The organism is Arenimonas aestuarii (genome assembly GCF_054781715.1).
Genome location: NZ_BAAGTW010000006.1, coordinates 252,949 through 271,369, shown reverse-complemented (window position 1 = coordinate 271,369; position 18,421 = coordinate 252,949). Strand labels below are relative to the sequence as shown.

18 protein-coding genes are annotated in these 18,421 nt (G+C 69.4%); 1 reads left to right on the top strand and 17 read right to left on the bottom strand.

Features of this window, described 5'->3' with window-relative positions; translation table 11 throughout:
* Positions 1-49 precede the first annotated feature (49 nt).
* The 10 genes from ntrC to glnA form a co-directional block, all read right to left on the bottom strand.
* The gene (gene ntrC / locus ACYVJH_RS10805) at positions 50-1,465 is read right to left on the bottom strand and encodes a nitrogen regulation protein NR(I) (RefSeq protein WP_460454654.1); all 1,416 of its coding nucleotides are present in this window, start codon (positions 1,463-1,465) and stop codon (positions 50-52) included.
* A gap of 47 nt (positions 1,466-1,512) precedes the next feature.
* A complete protein-coding gene (locus ACYVJH_RS10800) occupies positions 1,513-2,559 on the bottom strand; it encodes a two-component system sensor histidine kinase NtrB (RefSeq protein ID WP_460454653.1) in 1,047 nt (348 codons plus the stop codon).
* A gap of 25 nt (positions 2,560-2,584) precedes the next feature.
* Positions 2,585-3,427 (bottom strand): alpha/beta hydrolase, encoded by an 843-nt coding sequence (locus tag ACYVJH_RS10795; protein ID WP_460454652.1) that lies wholly within the window; start codon positions 3,425-3,427, stop codon positions 2,585-2,587.
* A 31-nt stretch (positions 3,428-3,458) separates the two neighbouring features.
* Positions 3,459-4,583: an acyltransferase family protein gene (locus ACYVJH_RS10790; RefSeq protein WP_460454651.1), complete on the bottom strand. Its 1,125-nt coding sequence runs from the start codon at positions 4,581-4,583 to the stop codon at positions 3,459-3,461.
* A gap of 4 nt (positions 4,584-4,587) precedes the next feature.
* Positions 4,588-5,265 carry an ABC-2 transporter permease gene (locus tag ACYVJH_RS10785; protein WP_460454650.1) on the bottom strand — a complete coding sequence of 226 codons (678 nt, stop codon included), beginning with the start codon at positions 5,263-5,265 and terminating at the stop codon, positions 4,588-4,590.
* A complete protein-coding gene (locus ACYVJH_RS10780; protein WP_460454649.1) occupies positions 5,262-6,146 on the bottom strand; it encodes an ATP-binding cassette domain-containing protein in 885 nt (294 codons plus the stop codon). The genes ACYVJH_RS10785 and ACYVJH_RS10780 overlap by 4 nt, the downstream gene beginning before the upstream one ends.
* Entirely contained in the window at positions 6,143-6,550 is a 408-nt protein-coding gene (locus ACYVJH_RS10775) for a GntR family transcriptional regulator (protein ID WP_460454648.1), read from the bottom strand. The genes ACYVJH_RS10780 and ACYVJH_RS10775 overlap by 4 nt, the downstream gene beginning before the upstream one ends.
* An 81-nt stretch (positions 6,551-6,631) precedes the next feature.
* Entirely contained in the window at positions 6,632-7,843 is a 1,212-nt protein-coding gene (locus tag ACYVJH_RS10770; RefSeq protein ID WP_460454647.1) for a hypothetical protein, read from the bottom strand.
* Between the two features lie 56 nt (positions 7,844-7,899).
* A complete protein-coding gene (locus tag ACYVJH_RS10765; RefSeq protein ID WP_460454646.1) occupies positions 7,900-8,355 on the bottom strand; it encodes a GNAT family N-acetyltransferase in 456 nt (151 codons plus the stop codon).
* A gap of 74 nt (positions 8,356-8,429) precedes the next feature.
* A complete protein-coding gene (gene glnA / locus ACYVJH_RS10760) occupies positions 8,430-9,839 on the bottom strand; it encodes a type I glutamate--ammonia ligase (protein WP_460454645.1) in 1,410 nt (469 codons plus the stop codon).
* 268 nt (positions 9,840-10,107) lie between these two features.
* Here glnA and ACYVJH_RS10755 point away from each other — a divergent pair, with 268 nt between their 5' ends.
* Positions 10,108-10,902 (top strand): undecaprenyl-diphosphate phosphatase, encoded by a 795-nt coding sequence (locus ACYVJH_RS10755; protein ID WP_460454644.1) that lies wholly within the window; start codon positions 10,108-10,110, stop codon positions 10,900-10,902.
* 25 nt (positions 10,903-10,927) lie between these two features.
* On the opposite strand, the gene ACYVJH_RS10750 is transcribed toward ACYVJH_RS10755, so the two are convergent.
* The 7 genes from ACYVJH_RS10750 to ACYVJH_RS10720 all read right to left on the bottom strand — a co-directional run bounded on the left by ACYVJH_RS10750 (position 10,928) and on the right by ACYVJH_RS10720 (position 18,420).
* Complete coding sequence (locus tag ACYVJH_RS10750) at positions 10,928-12,946, bottom strand: tetratricopeptide repeat protein (RefSeq protein WP_460454643.1); 2,019 nt, start codon at positions 12,944-12,946, stop codon at positions 10,928-10,930.
* Between the two features lie 10 nt (positions 12,947-12,956).
* Positions 12,957-13,985, bottom strand: coding sequence for a YheT family hydrolase (locus ACYVJH_RS10745; RefSeq protein ID WP_460454642.1), 1,029 nt, complete (start codon positions 13,983-13,985; stop codon positions 12,957-12,959).
* A gap of 5 nt (positions 13,986-13,990) precedes the next feature.
* The gene (locus ACYVJH_RS10740; RefSeq protein ID WP_460454641.1) at positions 13,991-14,782 is read right to left on the bottom strand and encodes a lysophospholipid acyltransferase family protein; all 792 of its coding nucleotides are present in this window, start codon (positions 14,780-14,782) and stop codon (positions 13,991-13,993) included.
* Positions 14,783-14,840: 58 nt separating this feature from the next.
* Positions 14,841-15,221, bottom strand: a complete 381-nt coding sequence (locus ACYVJH_RS10735) for a hotdog fold thioesterase (RefSeq protein WP_460454867.1) — start codon at positions 15,219-15,221, stop codon at positions 14,841-14,843.
* Positions 15,222-15,276: 55 nt separating this feature from the next.
* A complete protein-coding gene (locus tag ACYVJH_RS10730) occupies positions 15,277-15,885 on the bottom strand; it encodes a YkvA family protein (RefSeq protein ID WP_460454640.1) in 609 nt (202 codons plus the stop codon).
* 107 nt (positions 15,886-15,992) lie between these two features.
* A complete protein-coding gene (locus tag ACYVJH_RS10725; RefSeq protein ID WP_460454639.1) occupies positions 15,993-17,834 on the bottom strand; it encodes a phospholipase D family protein in 1,842 nt (613 codons plus the stop codon).
* A gap of 7 nt (positions 17,835-17,841) precedes the next feature.
* Positions 17,842-18,420 (bottom strand): YceI family protein, encoded by a 579-nt coding sequence (locus ACYVJH_RS10720; RefSeq protein WP_460454638.1) that lies wholly within the window; start codon positions 18,418-18,420, stop codon positions 17,842-17,844.
* Position 18,421: the final 1 nt, after the last annotated feature.

Below are 18,421 nucleotides of genomic sequence, written 5' to 3'. Positions count from 1 at the left end.
GGCGTACGTAGTGAACACGCAGGGTGAAGGGGGCGGGCTTAATCTGGGGTCAAGGCGCGCGTTTGGACTTGCCGCGGCGCGGGCGCGCACCCAGCTTGCGGGTGACCGTGTTGCGGCCCAGGCCCAACACTTCGGCGGCGTTCTGGCGGTGGCCGGCGGTGTGTTCGAGCGCGGTTTCCAGCAGGGTCTGGTCGAAGGCCTCGCGCAACGGCGCATGCAGGCCGGTTTCGCCGCGGTCCAGGCGCGCGCGCACTTCCGACGCCAGTGCCTGCTGCCAGGCCGGCGGACCCGGGGCCTCGTCGCGCGCCAGGGCCTTGGCCAGGTCGCGCGGCGTGATGGTGTCGCCGGGCGCCAGCACGGCCAGGCGCCAGCAGAGGTTTTCCAGTTCGCGCACGTTGCCGGGCCAGTCGTGCTTGAGCAGGCGGTCCAGCGCGGCAGCGTCGAAACGTTTCGCCGGCGCGTCGAGTTCATTGCCGGCCTGGGCCAGGAAACGCCCGGCCAGCGCCGGCACGTCGGCCTTGCGCTCGCGCAGCGGCGGCAGGCGCAGGCGCACCACGTCGAGGCGATGCAGCAGGTCGGCGCGGAAGGTGCCGGCGCGCACCTTGGCTTCCAGGTCCTGGTGGGTGGCGGCGATGACGCGCACGTCCACCTTGATCAGCTCGCGGCCACCGACCCGGTAGAACTCGCCTTCGGCCAGCACGCGCAGCAGGCGGGTCTGCAGGTTGGCCGGCATGTCGCCGATTTCGTCCAGGAACAGCGTGCCGCCATGCGCCTGTTCAAAGCGGCCGACGTGGCGCTTGTTGGCCCCGGTGAAGGCGCCGGCCTCGTGGCCAAACAGTTCGCTTTCCAGCAGTTCGGCGGGAATGGCGGCGGTGTTGAGCGCCAGGAAGGGTCCGCGTGCCCGCGGTGACTCGCGGTGCAGCGCGCGCGCCACCAGCTCCTTGCCGGTGCCGGTTTCGCCAGTAACCAGCACCGACAGCGGCGCCTGCGCCAGGCGGCCGATGGCGCGGAAGAGCTCGCGCATGGCCGGGGTGTCGCCGATCAGTTCGTCGCCGGTGGACGCGGGTTCCTCGGCGACGGGGGTGGCATCCGTCGGTGGCAGCGCGCGTTCGACCAGCGCCACGGCTTCGTCGAGGTCGAAAGGCTTGGAGAGGAACTCGTGGGCGCCGCCGCGAAAGGCGCCGGCGGTGCTGGCGACATCCGTGTAGGCCGACATCACCACGACGGGCAAGTCCGGATGCCGCGCCTTCAACTGGTCCAGGAAGGACAGCCCATCGAGCCCCGGCATGCGCACGTCGGTGAACACCAGGTCCGGCAGCTCGCCGTCGGCCAGCGCCGCCAGGGCCTCACGCGCGTCCTCGAAGGCGGCGACCTTATGCCCCGCGTCGCGCAGCGCCTGCACCAGCACGAAGCGGACCGTGCGGTCGTCGTCGATGACCCAGAGGTTGGCCGAGGCAGAAGGCATGCGACTAGTTTGCACCAGTTCGGTGCATGACGGCGATCGTCCGCGAGTCAGTCGGATCCGGGCTCGGCGGCCGGCGCAGGGAGCAACAAGGTGAACACCGTATGCCCGGGCCGCGACCGGTAGCCCAGCGAGCCACCGTGTTCGCGGGCGACCTGCTGGGCCAGCGGCAGGCCCAGGCCGGTGCCTTCGGCACGGCCGCTGACCAGGGGCAGGAAGATGCGTTCGGCCAGGTCGTCGGGCACGCCGCGGCCGTCGTCGGCGATTTCAACGCGCAGGGCCAGGCGGTGGCTGGTGTCGCCGATCAGCACGTGGTGTTCGGCGCGGGTGCGCAGGTGCACGTTGGACGCACCCGATTCGAGCGCATTGCGCACCAGGTTCCACAGCGCCTGCACCAGGCGGTCGGCGTCGCCGGCGAATTCGGGCAAGGACGGGTCGAAGTCGCGCACCAGCTTCACGGCCCAGCCGGCTTCGACTTCAGCCAGCTGGCGCACGCGTTCGAGCACGGCGTGGATGTTGGTGGGCTCGAAGTCGCGCGGCGGCGCCGGGTTCATCAGTCGATCGACCAGGGCGGCCAGGCGGTCGACTTCGGCGCTGATCAGCTGCACGAGTTCGGTGGACTCTTCGCTCTCGACGCGGCGCGCCAGCAATTGGGCCGCACCCTTCATGCCGGCCAGCGGATTGCGGATTTCGTGGGCCAGGCCCTTGAGCGCCGCCGACAGCGCGGCAGGCAGGGCGGTGGCCGGGTCTTCGCCGGGGAATTCGTCGGCGGGGTGGGCCTCGAGCCACAGGCCGCCGTCTTCGCCGCGCGCCAGCCACAGGTCGGCAAAACGTTCATGGCCACCCGGGCTGGCCAGGCGGGCCCGGCGCACGCGCAGGGCGCCGCCGGTGTCGGGCAGGCGCGGCAGCAGTTCAGCCAGGCGATCACCTTCCGCGTCGAGTTCGGCCAGGGACAGGCCGTGCAGGCGACGCGTACTCACCCCCAGCCAGCTGGCGAAGGCGGGCGTGCAGCCGGCGACGCGGCCGTCTGCGTCGAGCCAGGCCAGGGGCGTGGCCAGCTGGTCGAGGGAAGGCGGCGCGGAATTCGGGTCGGCCATGGCCGCAGGATAGTTCAGGGCGGGCCTAAGGTGCGTGCGAAAACTGCAGTGCCAGCGGGGTCGCGCGTTCGGCGTTGTTGCCGTGGTGGGCTCCCGCGGTCTGGTGGGCGCGCCAGCGCAGGCGGGCGGGAGCGCCGCGTTCGAGGACCCGCACCGCGGCCTGGTAGGCGGCCTTCATCTTGTCGTTTTCGTTTTCGCCCAGGCTAAGGAACAGCGCCGACTCAAGCGCCGGGTTCGCCTTCAGGAAATCCTCCAACCGCGCCACCATCGCCGAGTCGTCGCGCCACAGGGCCGGGCTGTGGGCATGGAAGGCGCTGAACAGCGAGGGCCGCGAGACCAGCGCGTGCACCACCAGCAGGCCGCCGCGCGAATTGCCGGCCAGCGTGCGCTCGCCCGTGGTCAGGAACTCGCGGTCGACGGCCGGGATCAGTTCGCGTTCGATGAAGTCCAGGAACAGGTCCCCGCCTCCCTCGCGAAGATCGTCCGGGTCGGTGTCCTGGCGCATGCCCGGTGGCGTGTAGTCCCGCTGGCGACCCGATCCGCCGACGTTGGGAATGCCGACCACGATCAGTTCGGGCAATACCCCGATGCGCGCCATCAGGGCGGCCGAGGCGGCCGTGTGCAGGTCCTGGGACGTGCCGTCGAGCACGTAGACCACGGGATAGCGTTTGCCGGGCTGGCTTTCATAAGTCTCCGGCAGGTGCACCAGGTAATCGCGGGACTCGGCCAACACCAACGATGCCAGGCTGCGCTGCTGCACCTGCGGGCCAAGTCGTGGCCGTTCGAATACGTACAGGCTGGCAAACCAGGTCACGATCACGGCCAGGATCAGGGCGAGTGGCCAAACGATCCAGCTCAGGCGTTTCACGAACGTTTCTCCTTTGCTCGCGGTTTCGGGCTCAGCCCACGAATCGCCGCAGCGGCGTATGTCGCACCAGCAGCTGGTAGCTGAGCAGGCAGACGGCCAGCGTGCCGGCGCTGGCCATGGCGAACTTCAGCGGCCAGGCCCACTCCAGGTCCATCAGCGCGTACTGGATGGCGAACAGCAGCGGCAGGTGCAGCAGATAGATCCAGTAGGCGCCGTGGGCGAGGTAGCGCATCGCCACGTTTGGCCGGTCCAGCAGTCGCTGGCCGGCCAACAGGCAAAACACGGTCAGCCAGACGCTGAGCAGCGCTTCGAGCACGGCGACCGGCCAGGACGCGACGGGCATCGCCGCCCCGGGCAGCTCGATCCGGAGCCGCCAGAGCAAGACCAGGTACAGCAGCGCACCGCCGGCGAGCAGCCAGGGCGCCAGCGGGCGGGCGCGCTCCAGCCAGTCGGGCCGTGCGTGGACCTGGGTCCCCAGGGCGAAAAACGCCCCGTAGAAAACCAGCGCCCAGAATTGCGGCAGCAGGCCTTCCGGCGCCGGGTGCGGCGCGCTGACCGTGGCCAGCGCCGGCGCGATCAGCACCGGCAGAACCAGCAGCAGACAGGCCGGGTGCCTGTCGAGCAGCCATCGGCCCAGGCGAGCCAGTTCCAGCGTGTGCGCCACCCAGTGCAGCACGGCGAAGATCAGCAGGTAGACCAGGAACCACAGGTGCGCCGTGCCCGGCGGCATTTGCGGCGCTTCGGGCTGCGCCAGCCAGGTACGCACCATGTCCAGCAGGGGCGAAGGATGCTGCACGTTCGCCAGCGCCCAGTCGGTGCTGGCCGACAGCGACCACCAGACCAGCGGCCATGCGACCAGGAACGGCAGCAGGATGCGCCGCACCCGCTGGCGGGCCAGTGCCACGCCGCCGCGCCGGCTGGCGATCCAGGCCGAGAAAAATCCGGCCACCAGGAAAAACAGCGGCATGCGCACCAGGTGCAGCCCCCAGACCGCGGCATCCACCCCCGCCGACGACTGCCGGTCGGCCAGCGGCCAGAGCCCGTGCATCAGCGGGCTGTAGGCCAGGGCCGCGTGGAAGAACACGCCGGCCAGCATCGACAGCGCGCGCAGGTGGTCCATGTAATGCAGCCGGCCCTGCGTCGCGCTGGCGTCCATGCCGTCAGTAGAACGCCGGCTTGCGGGCGTGAACCCAGGTGGTGACCGCGATCACGGCCAGCGAAACCAGCAACAGGGTGGCCAGCACGGCCAGGGCCGGCGTGGTCCACACCAACGCGTCTTCACCGATGCGGTCCTTGATGTCCGGCACCATCGAGAGCGCCATCAGGTAAGGATTGATGAGCACCATCGAGCCGATCATCGCGAAGGTGGCCCAGCCTTCCGATTCCACCGACATCGCCACCGCCAGGGACAGGCTGAAAGCGAACAGGATGTAGGCGAAGACCAGCAGCGAATACACGAACAGTCCGTCCGGCAGCTGCGTGAACAACACGACGGCCAGCGTTCCCACCACCATCAGCAAGAACGGTACGCCGAAGGTGATGATGTTCCCGGCCAGCTTGGCCACGGTGAAATCCCGCGGCGACACCGGCAGGCTCATCACGAAGGCCAGGGTCTTTTCCTTGCGCTCGACCATCAGCGACGTCGAGATGGAAAAGCAGGCGATCGAGACCATCACGATGATCAGCATCAGCGAACCGACGTAGAAGGCCCAGGGTTTGGCCAGCCCCAGGAAGCACAGGGCAACGATGCCGCCCAGCACGTAGAGGGCCAGCTGCTTCTGGAACAGCTGCCAGTCCTTGGCCACCAGCAGGCGGATGACGGGGAAGTTGAGGGTCATGCCACGGCTCCCGAACGTACGGCGGTTACGAAGATGTCTTCCAGGCTCATCGGATCGCTGCGCTGCACCTGCAGCCCGCTCGCGGCCAGCCGCGCCGGCAGGTCGTCGCGCCAGGCACGCGCCTTGATCTCGACCAGGCTGCCGTTGGCGCGGGCGCTGGCGATGTCCGGCCAATCGCCGATGTCGGCAGGCAGCGCGCCCTGGCAGGTGATGCGGCGCCAGTTTTCCAGGAAGCGGTCCTTGTCCGCCGACGCGACCAGGCGGCCCTGGTGCAGGAAGGTGATGCTGTCGGCCAGCTGCTCGATGTCGTGGGTGTTGTGCGACGAAAACAGCACGCTGCGCTGCTCGTCACGCAGCACGTCGGCCAGGGCTTCAAGCACCTCGATGCGGGCGACCGGGTCCAGGCCGGTGGTGGGTTCGTCGAGCAGCAGCAGGCGCGGGCGGCGGGCCAGGCACAAGAGCAGCAATGCCTTCACGCGCTGGCCGTGCGAAAAACCGCCCACGGCCTGATCGGGCCGCACGTCGAAGCGCTTCACCAGTTCGCCCGCGTAGCTTTCGTCCCAGCCCGGGTAGATGTTCTTCACCAGGTCCATGTGCCAGCGCAGGCTCTGGCCGCGGTAGAGGCGCATGTCTTCCGAGGCGAAGCCGATGTCGCGCTTGGCGGCGACCTGCGCGTCGGGCAGCTGATGGCCCAGCACCTGCACCTGGCCGGCGTCGGGCGCGGCCAGGCCGGTGAGCAGGCGCAGCAGGGTGGTCTTGCCGGCGCCGTTGACGCCCACCAGGCCCATGACCTGGCCTTCGGGCAGCTGCAGCGTGATGTCCTGCAGCGCGAAGTGCGGATAGCGCTTGGCGATGCCGGTCAGGGAAAAAGCCGGGGTCATGGCGTGGGTCCTTTCGGGGAGTCGGGGTGGGCATCGGCCGCGTCGGCCGCCGCGTCCAGGAAACGATGCAGGTCGGCGCGGGACAGGCCCAGGCGCGTGGCGATGGCCAGCAGCGCCTCGAGCTGGCGCTGCAGTTCGTCGTGCATCAGGACGGTGGGCAGGTCGGCGCGTTCGGCGACCACCGAGCCCTTGCCCTGCCGGGTTGCGATGACGCCGGCGCGCTCCAGGTCTTCGTAGGCGCGGCGCACGGTGATGACGCTGACGTGGCTGGCTGCCGCCAGCTCACGGATGGACGGCAGGGCCTGGCCGGGCGCCCAGTCGCCGGCCATCACCTTGGCGGTGACCTGGTCGACGATCTGCTGGTACATGGGCCGCGGGTCGCTGGCCGAGAGGAAGAGTTCCACGGGCGGGGGCTTACTGTGCTGCTGTGATATGCACAGTATGCACAGTCCCGGACCCCGTCGCAAGCCGCCCGTGGGGCGACGCTAGTCGGCGGCCGACGACTCCCCTGTCGACGCCGGCGGCTCGATCCTGTCCAGGGCCTCCAGATTGGCCCGCAGCGACTGCGCATGATCAAGCAGGCGCTGCTGGTAGTCGCCGTAGGCCGGGTAACTCATGGACGCCAGGACGTGACTGATCGGCGCAGCCCAGAAATCGATCGAGACCGGGTCATAGTCACGTGCCCGGGTCCTGGGGATCCTGCCCTGGCTGATGGCGGCCTGGCCCTCCGGCGTGCAATAAGGCGCCAGCCCGCTGGCCACCCACCCGTCCTGCAGCCGCTGGCTACTGAGCAGCCAGTGCGCGGGCGCGCGCCAGCCCGCATTGGCTTCGTCCATCTGCTGCGAAAACTCGGACAACATCGCGAACTCGCCGCGCAGCGCATTGCAGACCTGGAAATCATTGATGTCCACCGGCGCGATGGCCGCAGCGCAATCATCGGGCAGCTGTTCGGAGGGGTCGAGACGGTGCACGCGCAGGAGCAGGTCGGACGCACCCTGCGTAAGCGCGGCGAACACCACCTTGTCGATCAGCAGGCCGTCGTTGCGCAGGTGCTTGCGTGCATTGGCCAGCAGGCCGCAGGCGCGCGGCAACGCCGTGGCCACGTCGCCTTCCAGGGCCTGCAGCGCGATCTCGTTGAGCGGGAGGCGCAGTTGCTGGTAGCCCGGGAACGGCATGGCGACATTGAGGGCGTAAGGGTTGGCCAGGTGATCCGAGGCCAGGGCCTGTTCGACGCGACGGGTGCGCGGCGCGGCCGCGTCCAGCCAGGCGCGGGCGACGGCTTCGTGGCCGCGCAGCGCAGCGGGACAGTCTTCCTGGCTGAAGCTGCAGGCGAATTCAGGCGCCGACACGGCATCGAGGTTGGGGAGACTGTCGGCGCCCGGCGTGGCCGGTGGCTCAAGCGCCGTATCCTTGCCGCTGGCAAAGTGTTCGGCTGAGCGCTCGTGGTACTCCGCGAAGGCGGCCACGTCGGCGGCCAGTGCGGCATCGAGCGCCTCGTCCGGCGCGTCCTTGCCGGCGTAGGCGAGGTACTTGAAGCCGTTCTCCCCCTCGGGCGGCGCCGGCAGGTCGCGCATCAGGGCGACGGCCGCCTGCTCGTCTTCTCCGTAGGCGATCCAGCGTAGCGCAGGCACCGCCAGCAGGTAGGCGACGACCAGGGTGAGCAGGGTGAAGAACAGGAACTTGGACCAACGGGCCACGTGACACTCCCTCGAAGTCGGTACCCCGATGATATCCGGCGCGCCGCGGACCTGCTTCAGAGCAGCCTGGTCATGAAAATGCTGTGCGGGTCTTCGTCGTAACTTGCGAATGGACCGCAGCGCTGGAAGCCGGCCGACGCGTACAGCTGCAAGGCCGGCAGGAAATGATCCGTGGCGCCGGTTTCCAGACTGAGTCGGTCGTAGCCGCGCTGCCGGGCGACGTCGAACAGGTGCAGCAACATCGCCCGGCCGATGCCCTTGCCGCGCTGCAGCGGATCCGTGCGCATGGACTTGATCTCGCCATGGCGGGGCGTCAGCTGCTTGAGCGCGGCGCAGCCCAGCAGCGTGTCGCCGTCCCAGGCCGTCCAGACGGTGATGCCCGGCGCACGCAGGCGATCGATGTCCAGCGCGTGCACGCTGCAGGCCGGCGACTGCGAGCGCATCTGCGCGAGGTGCTGGGCCAGCAGGGCGTGCACCTGGGGCCGGGTGAGGTCATCGGGTTCGATGTGCATGGCGGCACCTGCAAATGAAGCGGCCCGGGAAATTCCCGGGCCGCCTGCATCGGACAAGACTCCGTGGAGGAGAGTCAGATGGCGTAGTACAGCTGGTATTCCAGCGGGTGGGTGGCCGCGCGGAACTTGGTCACTTCCTGCATCTTCAGCGCGATGTAGCCGTCGATGAAGTCGTCGGTCATCACGCCGCCGGCCTTGAGGAACTCGCGGTCCTTGTCCAGGGCTTCCAGCGCCTGGTCAAGCGAGTGGCAGACGGTCGGGATGTTCTTCTCTTCTTCCGGCGGCAGGTCGTAGAGGTCCTTGTCGCTCGGCGCGCCCGGGTCGATCTTGTTCTTGATGCCGTCCAGGCCGGCCATCATCAGCGCGGTGAAGGTCAGGTAGCCCGACTGCACCGGGTCCGGGAAGCGCATTTCGATGCGGCGCGCCTTCGGGTTCGACACGTACGGGATGCGGCACGAGGCCGAGCGGTTGCGCGCGGAATAAGCGAGCATCACCGGCGCCTCGAAGCCCGGCACCAGGCGCTTGTAGCTGTTGGTCGAGGCATTGGCGAAGGCGTTGATCGCGCGCGCATGCTTGAACACGCCGCCGATGTACCACAGCGCCATCTGGCTCAGGCCGCCGTAACCGTCGCCGGTGAACAGGTTGGTGCCGCCCTTGGCCAGGCTCTGGTGCACGTGCATGCCGCTGCCGTTGTCGCCGACGATGGGCTTGGGCATGAAGGTGGCGGTCTTGCCGTTGCGGTGGGCGACGTTCTTGATGATGTACTTCATCGTGAACAGCTCGTCGGCCTTCTTCACCAGCGAATTGAACTTGGTGCCGATCTCGCACTGGCCGGCGTTGGCCACTTCGTGGTGGTGCACTTCGACTTCGATGCCGGCTTCGGTGAGCAGCTTGCACATCTCGGCACGGATGTCGTGCAGGGTGTCGGTCGGCGCGACCGGGAAGTAGCCGCCCTTGATGCCGGGGCGATAGCCGGTGTTGCCGCCTTCGTACTTCTTCTTGCTGTTCCAGTGCGCTTCCTCGGAATCGATCTCGAAGAAGGTGTTGCCCATTTCATTGGCGTAGCGCACCGAGTCGAAGATGAAGAACTCGGGCTCGGGGCCGAAGAAGGCCTGGTCGGCGATGCCGCTGGCCTTGAGGTAGGCCTCGGCGCGCTTGGCGACGCCGCGCGGGCAGCGCGAATAACCCTGCATGGTGGCCGGGTCGAGCACGTCGCAGACCAGGATGATGGTCGGGTCGGCGGTGAACGGGTCCACCAGCGCGGTTTCCGGGTCCGGCAGCAGGACCATGTCGGACTCGTTGATGCCCTTCCAGCCCGAGATCGAGCTGCCGTCGAACATCTTGCCGTCCTCGAACAGCGCCGGCTCGACGATCGAGACCGGATAGGTGACGTGGTGCTGCACGCCGCGCGGGTCGGCGAAACGCAGGTCCACGAATTCGATGTCGTGGTCCTTGATGAGCTTTTCGATATGGCTGTAGGGCATGGGAAGACTTCCTGGCAGGGTTTGGGTCCGTTGGGGTAGCTGCAAGGGGCGTGCCAAGGCCGAACCGCCGCCAAGTCATTGATCCGTAATGCTGGCGGCCTGGACCCAGGATCCGGCCTGCACTGTTGTGGTGCGACTGAAAAGCACATTTCCCTCCCGGAGGGACTTTGCCCCGGAAATCCCTCGGGGCTGGCGTCCCTTGCGGACCACCCGGGACGGGCGGGCGCGGCGGTTATGCTTGGGCGCCTCCAAGACCACCCGGACTGCCGTGACCGACCTGCTGACCGCCCTGCTGCTCGGCATCATCGAGGGCCTGACCGAATTCCTGCCGATCTCCAGCACCGGCCATCTGCTCATCGCCCAGCACTGGCTGGGCGCGCGCTCGGACCTGTTCAACATCAGCATCCAGGCCGGGGCCATCCTGGCGATCACCCTGGTCTACCGCGAACGGCTGCTGGCCTTGGCCACCGGTTGGCGGCAGCCGGAGGAGCGCGATTACCTGCTCAAGATCCTGGGCGCCTTCGCCGTGACGGCCGTGGTCGGCCTGCCGGTTCGACTGATGGGCTGGGAGCTGCCGGAAACGGTGACGCCCGTGGCCTGGGCGCTGGTGATCGGCGGCGTCTGGATGCTGGTGGCCGAACGCCTGGGCGAACGCGGCCCGCCCAGCAGCCAGGTGACCTGGGCGATCGTGGTGGCGGTGGGCCTGGCCCAGGTGCTGGCCGGCGTCTTTCCCGGCACCTCGCGCTCGGCCGCGGCAATCTTCATGGCCATGCTGCTGGGCCTGAACCGCAAGCCGGCGGCGGCGGAGTTCGTTTTCCTGGTGGGCATTCCCACCATGTTCGCGGCCAGCGGCTACGCGCTGATGGAAACCGTGATCGAAGGCGGGGCCGGCGACGAGGACTGGGCCAGCCTGGCCGTGGCCTTCGTCGCCGCAACGGTCACCGGCTTCGCCGCAGTGCGCTGGCTGCTGGCCTATATCGCCAACCACCGCTTCACGCCCTTTGCCTGGTACCGCATCGGCCTGGGCGCGGCGCTGCTGCTGGGCCTGCCGGCGGGCGGCTGAGCGCCCGCGCGGCGGTGACCGCGTTTTATTCGGCCGGGTAACCCAGGCGCGCGGCCACCGGCGCGAGCAGGGCGAATTCTTCAGCCAGGCTCTCGCGGTAGTGGCGCCAATGACCGGCCGGCAGGCGCTGGCCGGGGCCGAACAGGCCCGGCAGCGGGCTTTCCAGGCCCAGGGCCTGCTCGATGCGCTGCGCGGCTTCGCCGGCATCGGCATCCAGGCGCACCAGGTCGATGCGGCCGGAAACCTCGGCCTCGTCGGCCACGGCCTCGAGCACGGCCGCCAGCCACTGCGCCGAGCGGCCGATTTCCGGCAGGAAGTGATAGTTCTGCAGGCTGCCGTGCAGCATCCAGTTGAGCAGCGCGTCGCGCGGGTCGGTCAGCAGCACCAGCACCTTGGCCCCGCCGAGCGTGGCGAAGGTGTAGGCGTCCACGTGCGGCAGCCAGTCGCGGGATTCCGCCGGCTCCAGTCCCGCGGCACGCAGCGAACTTTCCCAGCGCGCCGCGGTGCCCGCTTCCGGGTGGCCCGGGGCGCGGCGGCGCAGTCCGTAACCGTCGCCGTCGGCTTCGCTACCGATGCGGTCCAGGCGCAGCTTCGGGCCCAGCTGGGACTTGGCCTGGCGCAGCAGGTATTCGGCGCGCACGCCGGGCGGCGACCACAGCAGCAGGCCGTCGATCTTGCCGGCAGGGGCCTCGTCGGCCGGCACCGCAGGCGGCGGCAGGATCTGGCCGGGCACCGGGTGGCGCACCATCTCGCGCCAGGCCTCGGCGGCTTCGGCATGGCGGCCCAGGGCGTCGAGCGACAGACCGCGCCAGCCCAGCAGGGTCCGCCGGGCCGGGCCATCCTTGGCCTGCGGCAGCAGGCGCTCGGCGCGGGCCAGCGACAGGGCCGGGTCGTCGCGGAATTCGGCCCGCAGCTTGTACAGGTTGGCGGCGTAGAGGTCGGGATTGATCGCCAGCGCCTGGTCGGCGAACTGGCCGGCCTGGTCGAGCTGGCCCTGGGCCTCGTGGTAGGCGCTGAGCATTTCCAGGCAGGCCGCCGATTCCGGCATCGCCGTGAACCAACGGTCCAGCACCGGCTTGGCTTCCTCGCCCAGCATGCCGGCCACGTTCAGGCGCACCTTCCACAGTTCGGCCTGGTCGGGCGCCTTTTCCAGCGCGGCTTCGGCGCGGACCTTGGCTTCGTCCGGGCGGCCGCTGCGCACCAGCAGCGCCACGGCCTGGCCCAGCACGGGGGCCTGGGTCGGATGGGCGTCGAGCACGGCGCACAGGTCGGTCACGGCGTCGGCCTCGCGGCCGTAGTCGATCAGCAGTTCGGAACGCAGCACGCGGGCCATCGGGTCGGCCGGCGCGACGGCGATCAGCTCGTCCAGGGCGGCGAGGGTTTCTTCGGCCTTGCCCTGGCGGCGGCGGGCTTCGACCAGCGCACGCAGGGTGGACGGGGCACGCGAATTGTCCAGGCGCAGGGCATTGACCAGCGCCTGCTCTGCGAAGGGCCACATGCCGCGCGACAGGTAAGCCTGGCCCAGGGCCAGCTGGGCGGCCGCGAGGTTGGGGTCGGCTTCGGCGGCGGCGGTGAAACACTTGAGCGCCTTGTCGCCGTCTCCCTGGGCCTGGGCCAGGTAACCCTCGATGACGCGCACCTGCGGGTGCTCGGCATTCACGCGCTGGGCCAGGCGCAGGTTGCGCTCGGCTTCGGCCTGGTCGCCGCGGCCCAGGGCCAGGTGGGCCAGCAGCACGTAGGCACCCAGCTGGTTCGGGTCCAGCACCAGCGCCTCCTGCAGGCCGCGGATGCCACCGGCGGCGTCGCCTTCGGCCAGCTTCAGGGTGGCCAGGCTGAAATGATGGGCCGCGACGTCGGGGGCCAGTTCAAGCGCGCGATCAAACGCCTTGCGGGCCCCGGCCAGGTCGCCCTTCTGCTGCAGGCAGACGCCCAGCAGGTGGTGGGCGGCGGCGTTTTCGGGCTCGGCGGCGAGGGTGTCGCGGGCGGTGGCCAGTGCGGCGGCGATGTCGCCACGGCGCATGGCTTCGATGATGTCGACGATCATGAGGGAGTCTTCAGGCAGGCGCGGAAACGACCATTGTAGCCGCCCCGGCCTCCCGGGCCGCGGCTTCCAGCCGGTCGGCCACCCAGCGCTCGCCGTAGCCGCCCAGGTGCAGGCCCTCGAGGAATCCGCAGTGGCCCCCGAAATCGGCGATTTCCAGGCAGGAGTGGGCCGGCAGCTGCAGGCCCGGGAACCCGTCCACGGGGATCACCGGGTCGTCGGCCGCCGCCAGCACGCTCACCGGCACCTGCAGGGCGGCCAGGCGCCCACCGGACACCGAATACCCTTCGAAATAATCGTCGATGCCGCCCAGCGTGGTGTGCCGCTGCACCATCCAGCCGGTCAGCGCGCGCATGTCCATGGCCAGCACGTCGTCGCCGAAATCGTGCAGCTCGGGGAACAGCTGGCGCTTGCGCTGCAGCGACCGACGCCACTTCTTCATGAAGTACCAGTGGTAGAAGCGCGGCCCGCCTTCGAGCGTGCGCAGCACCGCCGCCGGGTCGATCGCCGGGCACACGGCCGCGGCGTGCACCAGCGGCACGCCGGCGCCCGGGGCCGCCAGCGCCAGGCGCAGCGCGAAGTTGCCGCCCAGCGAATAACCCGCGGCCAGCAGCGGCCGCGCCGGGAAGCGCCGCGACACTTCGCCGGCCGCCTGCACCACTTCGGCCAGGCGGCAGGAGTGGAAGAGGTCGGGGTTGAGATGGTGGGTATCGCCGTGGTCGCGGAAATTGAGCCGGAACACGTCGAAGCCGCGCGCCAGCATCGTGGCGGCGGTGTGGCGCATGTAACTCGAATCGGCGCTGCCCTCCCAGCCGTGCAGCAGCAGCACCAGCCCGGCCGGGTCACGACCCGGCAGGGCGCTGTGGAAACCCTGCAGGCGCACGCCGTCTTCGACTTCAATCAGGTGTTCGGTGGTGACCGCGCCGAGCCGGCGCATGGCGCGTTCACCGGCGGCGCGGCGAAGCGGCGTCGAGCTCAGCAGCGACTGCAGGTGCGGGTTGCGCAGCCAGCGCGGCGGGCGGTAGCCAACCGACCGGGTCATGCGCCTTAGCCCGCCATGGCCGCGATGATGCGCTCGCGGCAGGTGTCGGCCATGCGCCGCCGGCCGTCTTCGCTGGCGGCCACCGGCTCGAGGAAGTGCACTTCCGCCACCCGGCCCGGCTCGCCGAGCAGGCGCACGAAATTCTGGAAGAAGTTCTCGCGCTCGCCGAAGGCGATGATGGTCTGGGCGCTGCCGCGCAGGCCGTACTTGAGCGCCACCGGCTGCGCCGGAACGCCCGCCAGCACCGCCGGCTGGAAGATGCGCGCGTGGAAGGTGGCGATGGCGTCGCCACGGGTGGTGCGGCCCTCCGGGAACACGCCCACCGACAGGCCCTGTTCAAGCCGCTGCACCATCTGGTGCATCACGCCGTGCAGGGAATCGTTGTTGCCGCGGTGGTGGTAGATGGTGCCGCCGCGGCTGGCCAGCCAGCCCACCAGGGGCCAGCGGGCGATCTCGGCCTTGGCCACGAAACCCATCATGCGCTGGCTGTGCATCAGCTCGATGTCGATCCAGCTGACGTGGTTGGCCACGAACATCACCGCACCGGGCAGGGGCGTGCCGTAGCGGCGCAGCCGGAAACCGAAGATCCGCATGAGCATGCCCGACCACAGGCGAACGGCCAGGTGGTCAAGGCGTTCGCCGCGCACCTCGATGCGTGCGCTGATCGGATTGATCAGCAACAGCGTGATCGGCAGCCCCACCAGCAGGTGCAGCACCAGGAACGGGAATCGCCAGAGGTAGCGCAGCGGCCGGCGCCAGTCGCGCGACGGGCGGGTCGCTTCAGTGATAACGGACATTGGCGGCATTGTGCCGCAACACGGGCCCGGCCACACCCGACGCCGGGGTACGCGACGTTCAGCGACCGACGACGGCTCCCGTCATGCGGGAAATGCAGACCAGGCGGCCGGCGGCGTCCTCGATGCGGACTTCCCAGACCTGGGTGGTGCGGCCCAGGTGGATCGGACGCGCGGTGCCGGTCACTTCGCCCTCGGTGACGGCCTTGAGGTGGTTCGCGTTGATTTCCAGCCCCGCCAGCTGCTGGCCCGAGCCCGGATCCAGGCACAGGTAACCGCCCAGGCTGGCCAGGGTTTCGGCCAGCAGCACCGAGGACCCGCCGTGGAGCAGGCCGAAGGGCTGTTTGGTGCGCTGGTCCACCGGCATGGTGGCGCGCAGGAAGTCGGGACCGTGTTCGGTCAGCACGATGCCCAGGTTGCCCGGCGCGGTGCCGGGCAACATGGCATTCAGGGAATCAATGCCGGGCCGCTGGCGGAACGGGTCGCTCACGCGTGGATCAGCGGACGCGCAGCATGCCCGGTCGGTAGGCCGAGGTGTAGCCGCGACGCGCGTAACCCGAGCTGTCGCCGTAACCACCGCCCAGTTCGCGGTTGCGACGGCGGTGCATGCGGTCAACGAGTTCGTCGCGGCGGGCCTCAAGCCAGTCGGCGCGGCCGGCCTTGGCCGGATCCAGGCCGCGGCGCTCGGCCTCGCCCTGGCGGAATTCGCAGAATTCGTCGTAGGCATCGAGCTCGTGCTTGAGATCCTTGACGCACATTTCGATGGCGATCGCGTCGTCGAAGTAGCCCAGCACCGGCACGTTGTCCGGGATGACATCGGCTGGATCGGCGAAATAGACCAGGGCCGACAGCACGCGCTGCTTGTCGTCCTCGGGCAGGTGCCAGCCATCGTCGCGCAGCATGGCGATCATGGCGTCCAGGCGGTCCAGACGCTCGACGATGAAGTCGGGCAGCTCGGCGATTTCGGCACCCTTGAGCAGCCCGGCCGCGGCGGTGACGATTTCGTCGGCGGACTTGTTGCCGGCCGAAGCGCGCGCCGATTCCATGGCCTTCGTGAAGTGGGCGAGGTCGCGGTCGGAGAGTTCGAAGCTGATCGAGAGGGGCATGCGGGCTATTCCGGCAGACGTGTACAGGAACGCGCAGCCTAGGCCGGGCTGCAGGCAGCGTCAATCGAACGCCATGCGGGGCGGATCCGGCCAGGGCCGCCGACGGGCTAGAGGATGGGCACCAGGCCGGCGCCAAAGGCCGTCACGATGCGCGTGTAGACGGTTTTCAGGGGCAGGTCGACCTCCGGGAAGGCGCCAACATCCTGGTAACACTCGTAAAAGCGGGGGTCGCCCAGTGGCAGCGGGTTGCAGCCTTCACGCAGCTCGAAGCTGCTGGCGTAGGGGAAGGGCCAGATGTCGAAGATCGGCAGCTTTTCCGAAAGTTTGCCCAGGCTGTAGTTCAGGCCCGAGAAGATGGGCGGCTTTTCCTGGCGGGCGATGGTCCAGGCGTTGGCCGGGGTCATGTCGCGCTCGATGCTGGCGCGCAGCGACGCCGCGAACTGGCGGTCATGCACCACCACCATCGATTCGGTGTTGAGCTTGTCCGAGCGCGGGTCGAAGTTATGGCTGCCGACCACGCCGATGCGGTCGTCCACGACGATGGACTTGGCGTGCAGGCCTACCCGCACGCCGGCGCGCTTGAGCGGCACCGGCCCCGACGCGGAGCCGGACGAGCCGGAACCGAAGATCGGCAGGGCCGCCTCCCGGGGCCCCAGCACGCCGGTGGCCGCCACGTCGATCGGCGCGTCTTCGGGGTAGGGCTTGTACTCGAAAATAAGGAAGCCCAGCTCGCGCAGGTACAGGCGCTTGTACTTGTGGCTCATCGCGTAGACGGGGAAGGCATCGGTGGCGGCCAGCGAATTGGTCGAGACGATGACCTCGGGCGCATCGGAACGCGCGTGCATCTCGCGGAACAGCTTGCGCGCCGGCCGCGACAGCACCAGGTAGGGCGTCTGCATGACCAGTTCGTCGCGGGTGGAGTCGACCAGGTCGCGCATGGCGCGCGAGGCGTCATCGTGCGCGGGCTGCTCGCCGGTATGTTTTTCCGGCAGGTCGGCGAAAAACTCGATCCGGCCCACCGGCAGCGTCAGTGGCGCCAGGCGTTCGTACACGGCGGCGCCGTCGGTCACCGCCTCGGCCATGGCCAGCACCCGCGGTGAACGCTCGCGGGCCGGGTCGAGCAGGCGGTGGGTCGGCACCTCGCCCGCGCGGATCAGGCGTTCGGCAACGTCCTTGAGGGTGAACGCCGCGTGGCTTTGTTCGAAGCGCCAGAAGGCCTCGAAGTTTTCCTTCATGGCCATGGCGATCGGGCCGGCCACCAGGATGTCGCGGTCGCGGTAGTTGTAGCTCTCGCCCCAGTCGAAATACCGGTCCTGGATGTTCCGACCGCCGGTGACCCCGACCGTGCCGTCCACCAGCAGCAGCTTGGTGTGCATGCGCCGGTTGAACTTGCGGAAGCAGCAGACGATGCCGGCGGCGTATTGCAGCGGCTGGGTCTTGGCCTCGCCGAAGGTGGGGTTGTACAGGCGCAGCTCGAAATTGGGGTGGGCGCCGGCCAGCGCGGCCTGCAGGCCCGGGTCGGGCAGGCCGTAGAGCTGGTCGAGCAGCAGCCGCACCCGGACGCCGCGACGCGCGGCGGCCAGCAATTCGTCGAGAACCAGCAGACCGGAGTCGTCGACGTCGTAGATGAAGCTTTGCAGGTCGATGCTTTCGCGCGCGGCGCGGATCAGGTGCAGGCGGGCGATCAGGGCGTCCTGGCCCCGGTCGAGGATGGTGACGTGGTGGCGGGGCGCCTCGGCGGTGGACGCCGCCAGCGCCTCTTCGCCCAGGGCCAGCAGCGGCGAATCCACGGGAAGGCAGTCCGGATCGGCCGCGTCCCGGCAGTCGGTGGCCGCGGCATGGCCGGCTTCGACGATGTTGGTGGAGGCACGCAGGTCGGCGCGGCTGAGCGTGGTGCAGCCGGAAGCGAACAGGAGCAACAGCAGCGGCAGTGCCAAGCGGGGGGACATGACGGTCTCAGGGTTGCTGGAGGCGGACTTGGAAGTCGAAGCCTACCTCGTCGTGCAACCAGACCCGGTACGCCGACATGCCGAAGTCGCGCCGGCTGACCTGGCCGGCCACCGGAATCTCGCAGTCGTAGCCAGGGGCATCGCAGCCGGAGGCTTCGACCCGGAAGGCGACCGGACGGGCGACGCCGCGCAGCTCGACGGTGCCGGCCAGGGTGCCGCCATCGCGCACCAGCGCGGACGCGAAGGGTTCGGAGCGGAAGTGGATCCAGCGGTGGGCCTGGACGTCCAGGAACTTCGGCGAACGCATGGAGCGGCCCATCCAGTCGGGGCCATCAAGCACCAGGCTGCGGGCGTCCAGGCGCACGGACACCTGCAGGCGGTCGTCCTCGAGCCGGTCTATGCGCCCTTCCAGGGCCTGGAAGTCGCCCCGAACGCGGCCGCCCAGGCGCAGGTCCACCACGATGCCGGCGCGCGAGGCGGCCGGGTCGATCAGCGGGGAGTCCTCGGAGTCGATCGCCAGCGACCAGCCGGGCAGCCAGAGGCCGGCCACCAGGACCAGGCCGGCGCCAGCCGGACCGGGTTTCATT

Excerpts from the sequence above, each read along its gene's own strand:
- ACYVJH_RS10780 (WP_460454649.1), bottom strand. The coding sequence starts at position 6,146 with ATGACCCCGGCTTTTTCCCTGACCGGCATCGCCAAGCGCTATCCGCAC.
- glnA (WP_460454645.1), bottom strand. The coding sequence starts at position 9,839 with ATGCCCTACAGCCATATCGAAAAGCTCATCAAGGACCACGACATCGAA.
- ACYVJH_RS10800 (WP_460454653.1), bottom strand. The coding sequence starts at position 2,559 with ATGGCCGACCCGAATTCCGCGCCGCCTTCCCTCGACCAGCTGGCCACG.
- ACYVJH_RS10740 (WP_460454641.1), bottom strand. The coding sequence starts at position 14,782 with ATGTCCGTTATCACTGAAGCGACCCGCCCGTCGCGCGACTGGCGCCGG.
- ACYVJH_RS10745 (WP_460454642.1), bottom strand. The coding sequence starts at position 13,985 with ATGACCCGGTCGGTTGGCTACCGCCCGCCGCGCTGGCTGCGCAACCCG.
- ACYVJH_RS10785 (WP_460454650.1), bottom strand. The coding sequence starts at position 5,265 with ATGACCCTCAACTTCCCCGTCATCCGCCTGCTGGTGGCCAAGGACTGG.
- ACYVJH_RS10730 (WP_460454640.1), bottom strand. The coding sequence starts at position 15,885 with ATGCCCCTCTCGATCAGCTTCGAACTCTCCGACCGCGACCTCGCCCAC.
- ACYVJH_RS10735 (WP_460454867.1), bottom strand. The coding sequence starts at position 15,221 with ATGTTGCCCGGCACCGCGCCGGGCAACCTGGGCATCGTGCTGACCGAA.
- ntrC (WP_460454654.1), bottom strand. The coding sequence starts at position 1,465 with ATGCCTTCTGCCTCGGCCAACCTCTGGGTCATCGACGACGACCGCACG.
- ACYVJH_RS10750 (WP_460454643.1), bottom strand. The coding sequence starts at position 12,946 with ATGATCGTCGACATCATCGAAGCCATGCGCCGTGGCGACATCGCCGCC.
- ACYVJH_RS10790 (WP_460454651.1), bottom strand. The coding sequence starts at position 4,583 with ATGGACGCCAGCGCGACGCAGGGCCGGCTGCATTACATGGACCACCTG.
- ACYVJH_RS10765 (WP_460454646.1), bottom strand. The coding sequence starts at position 8,355 with ATGCACATCGAACCCGATGACCTCACCCGGCCCCAGGTGCACGCCCTG.
- ACYVJH_RS10720 (WP_460454638.1), bottom strand. The coding sequence starts at position 18,420 with ATGAAACCCGGTCCGGCTGGCGCCGGCCTGGTCCTGGTGGCCGGCCTC.
- ACYVJH_RS10725 (WP_460454639.1), bottom strand. The coding sequence starts at position 17,834 with ATGTCCCCCCGCTTGGCACTGCCGCTGCTGTTGCTCCTGTTCGCTTCC.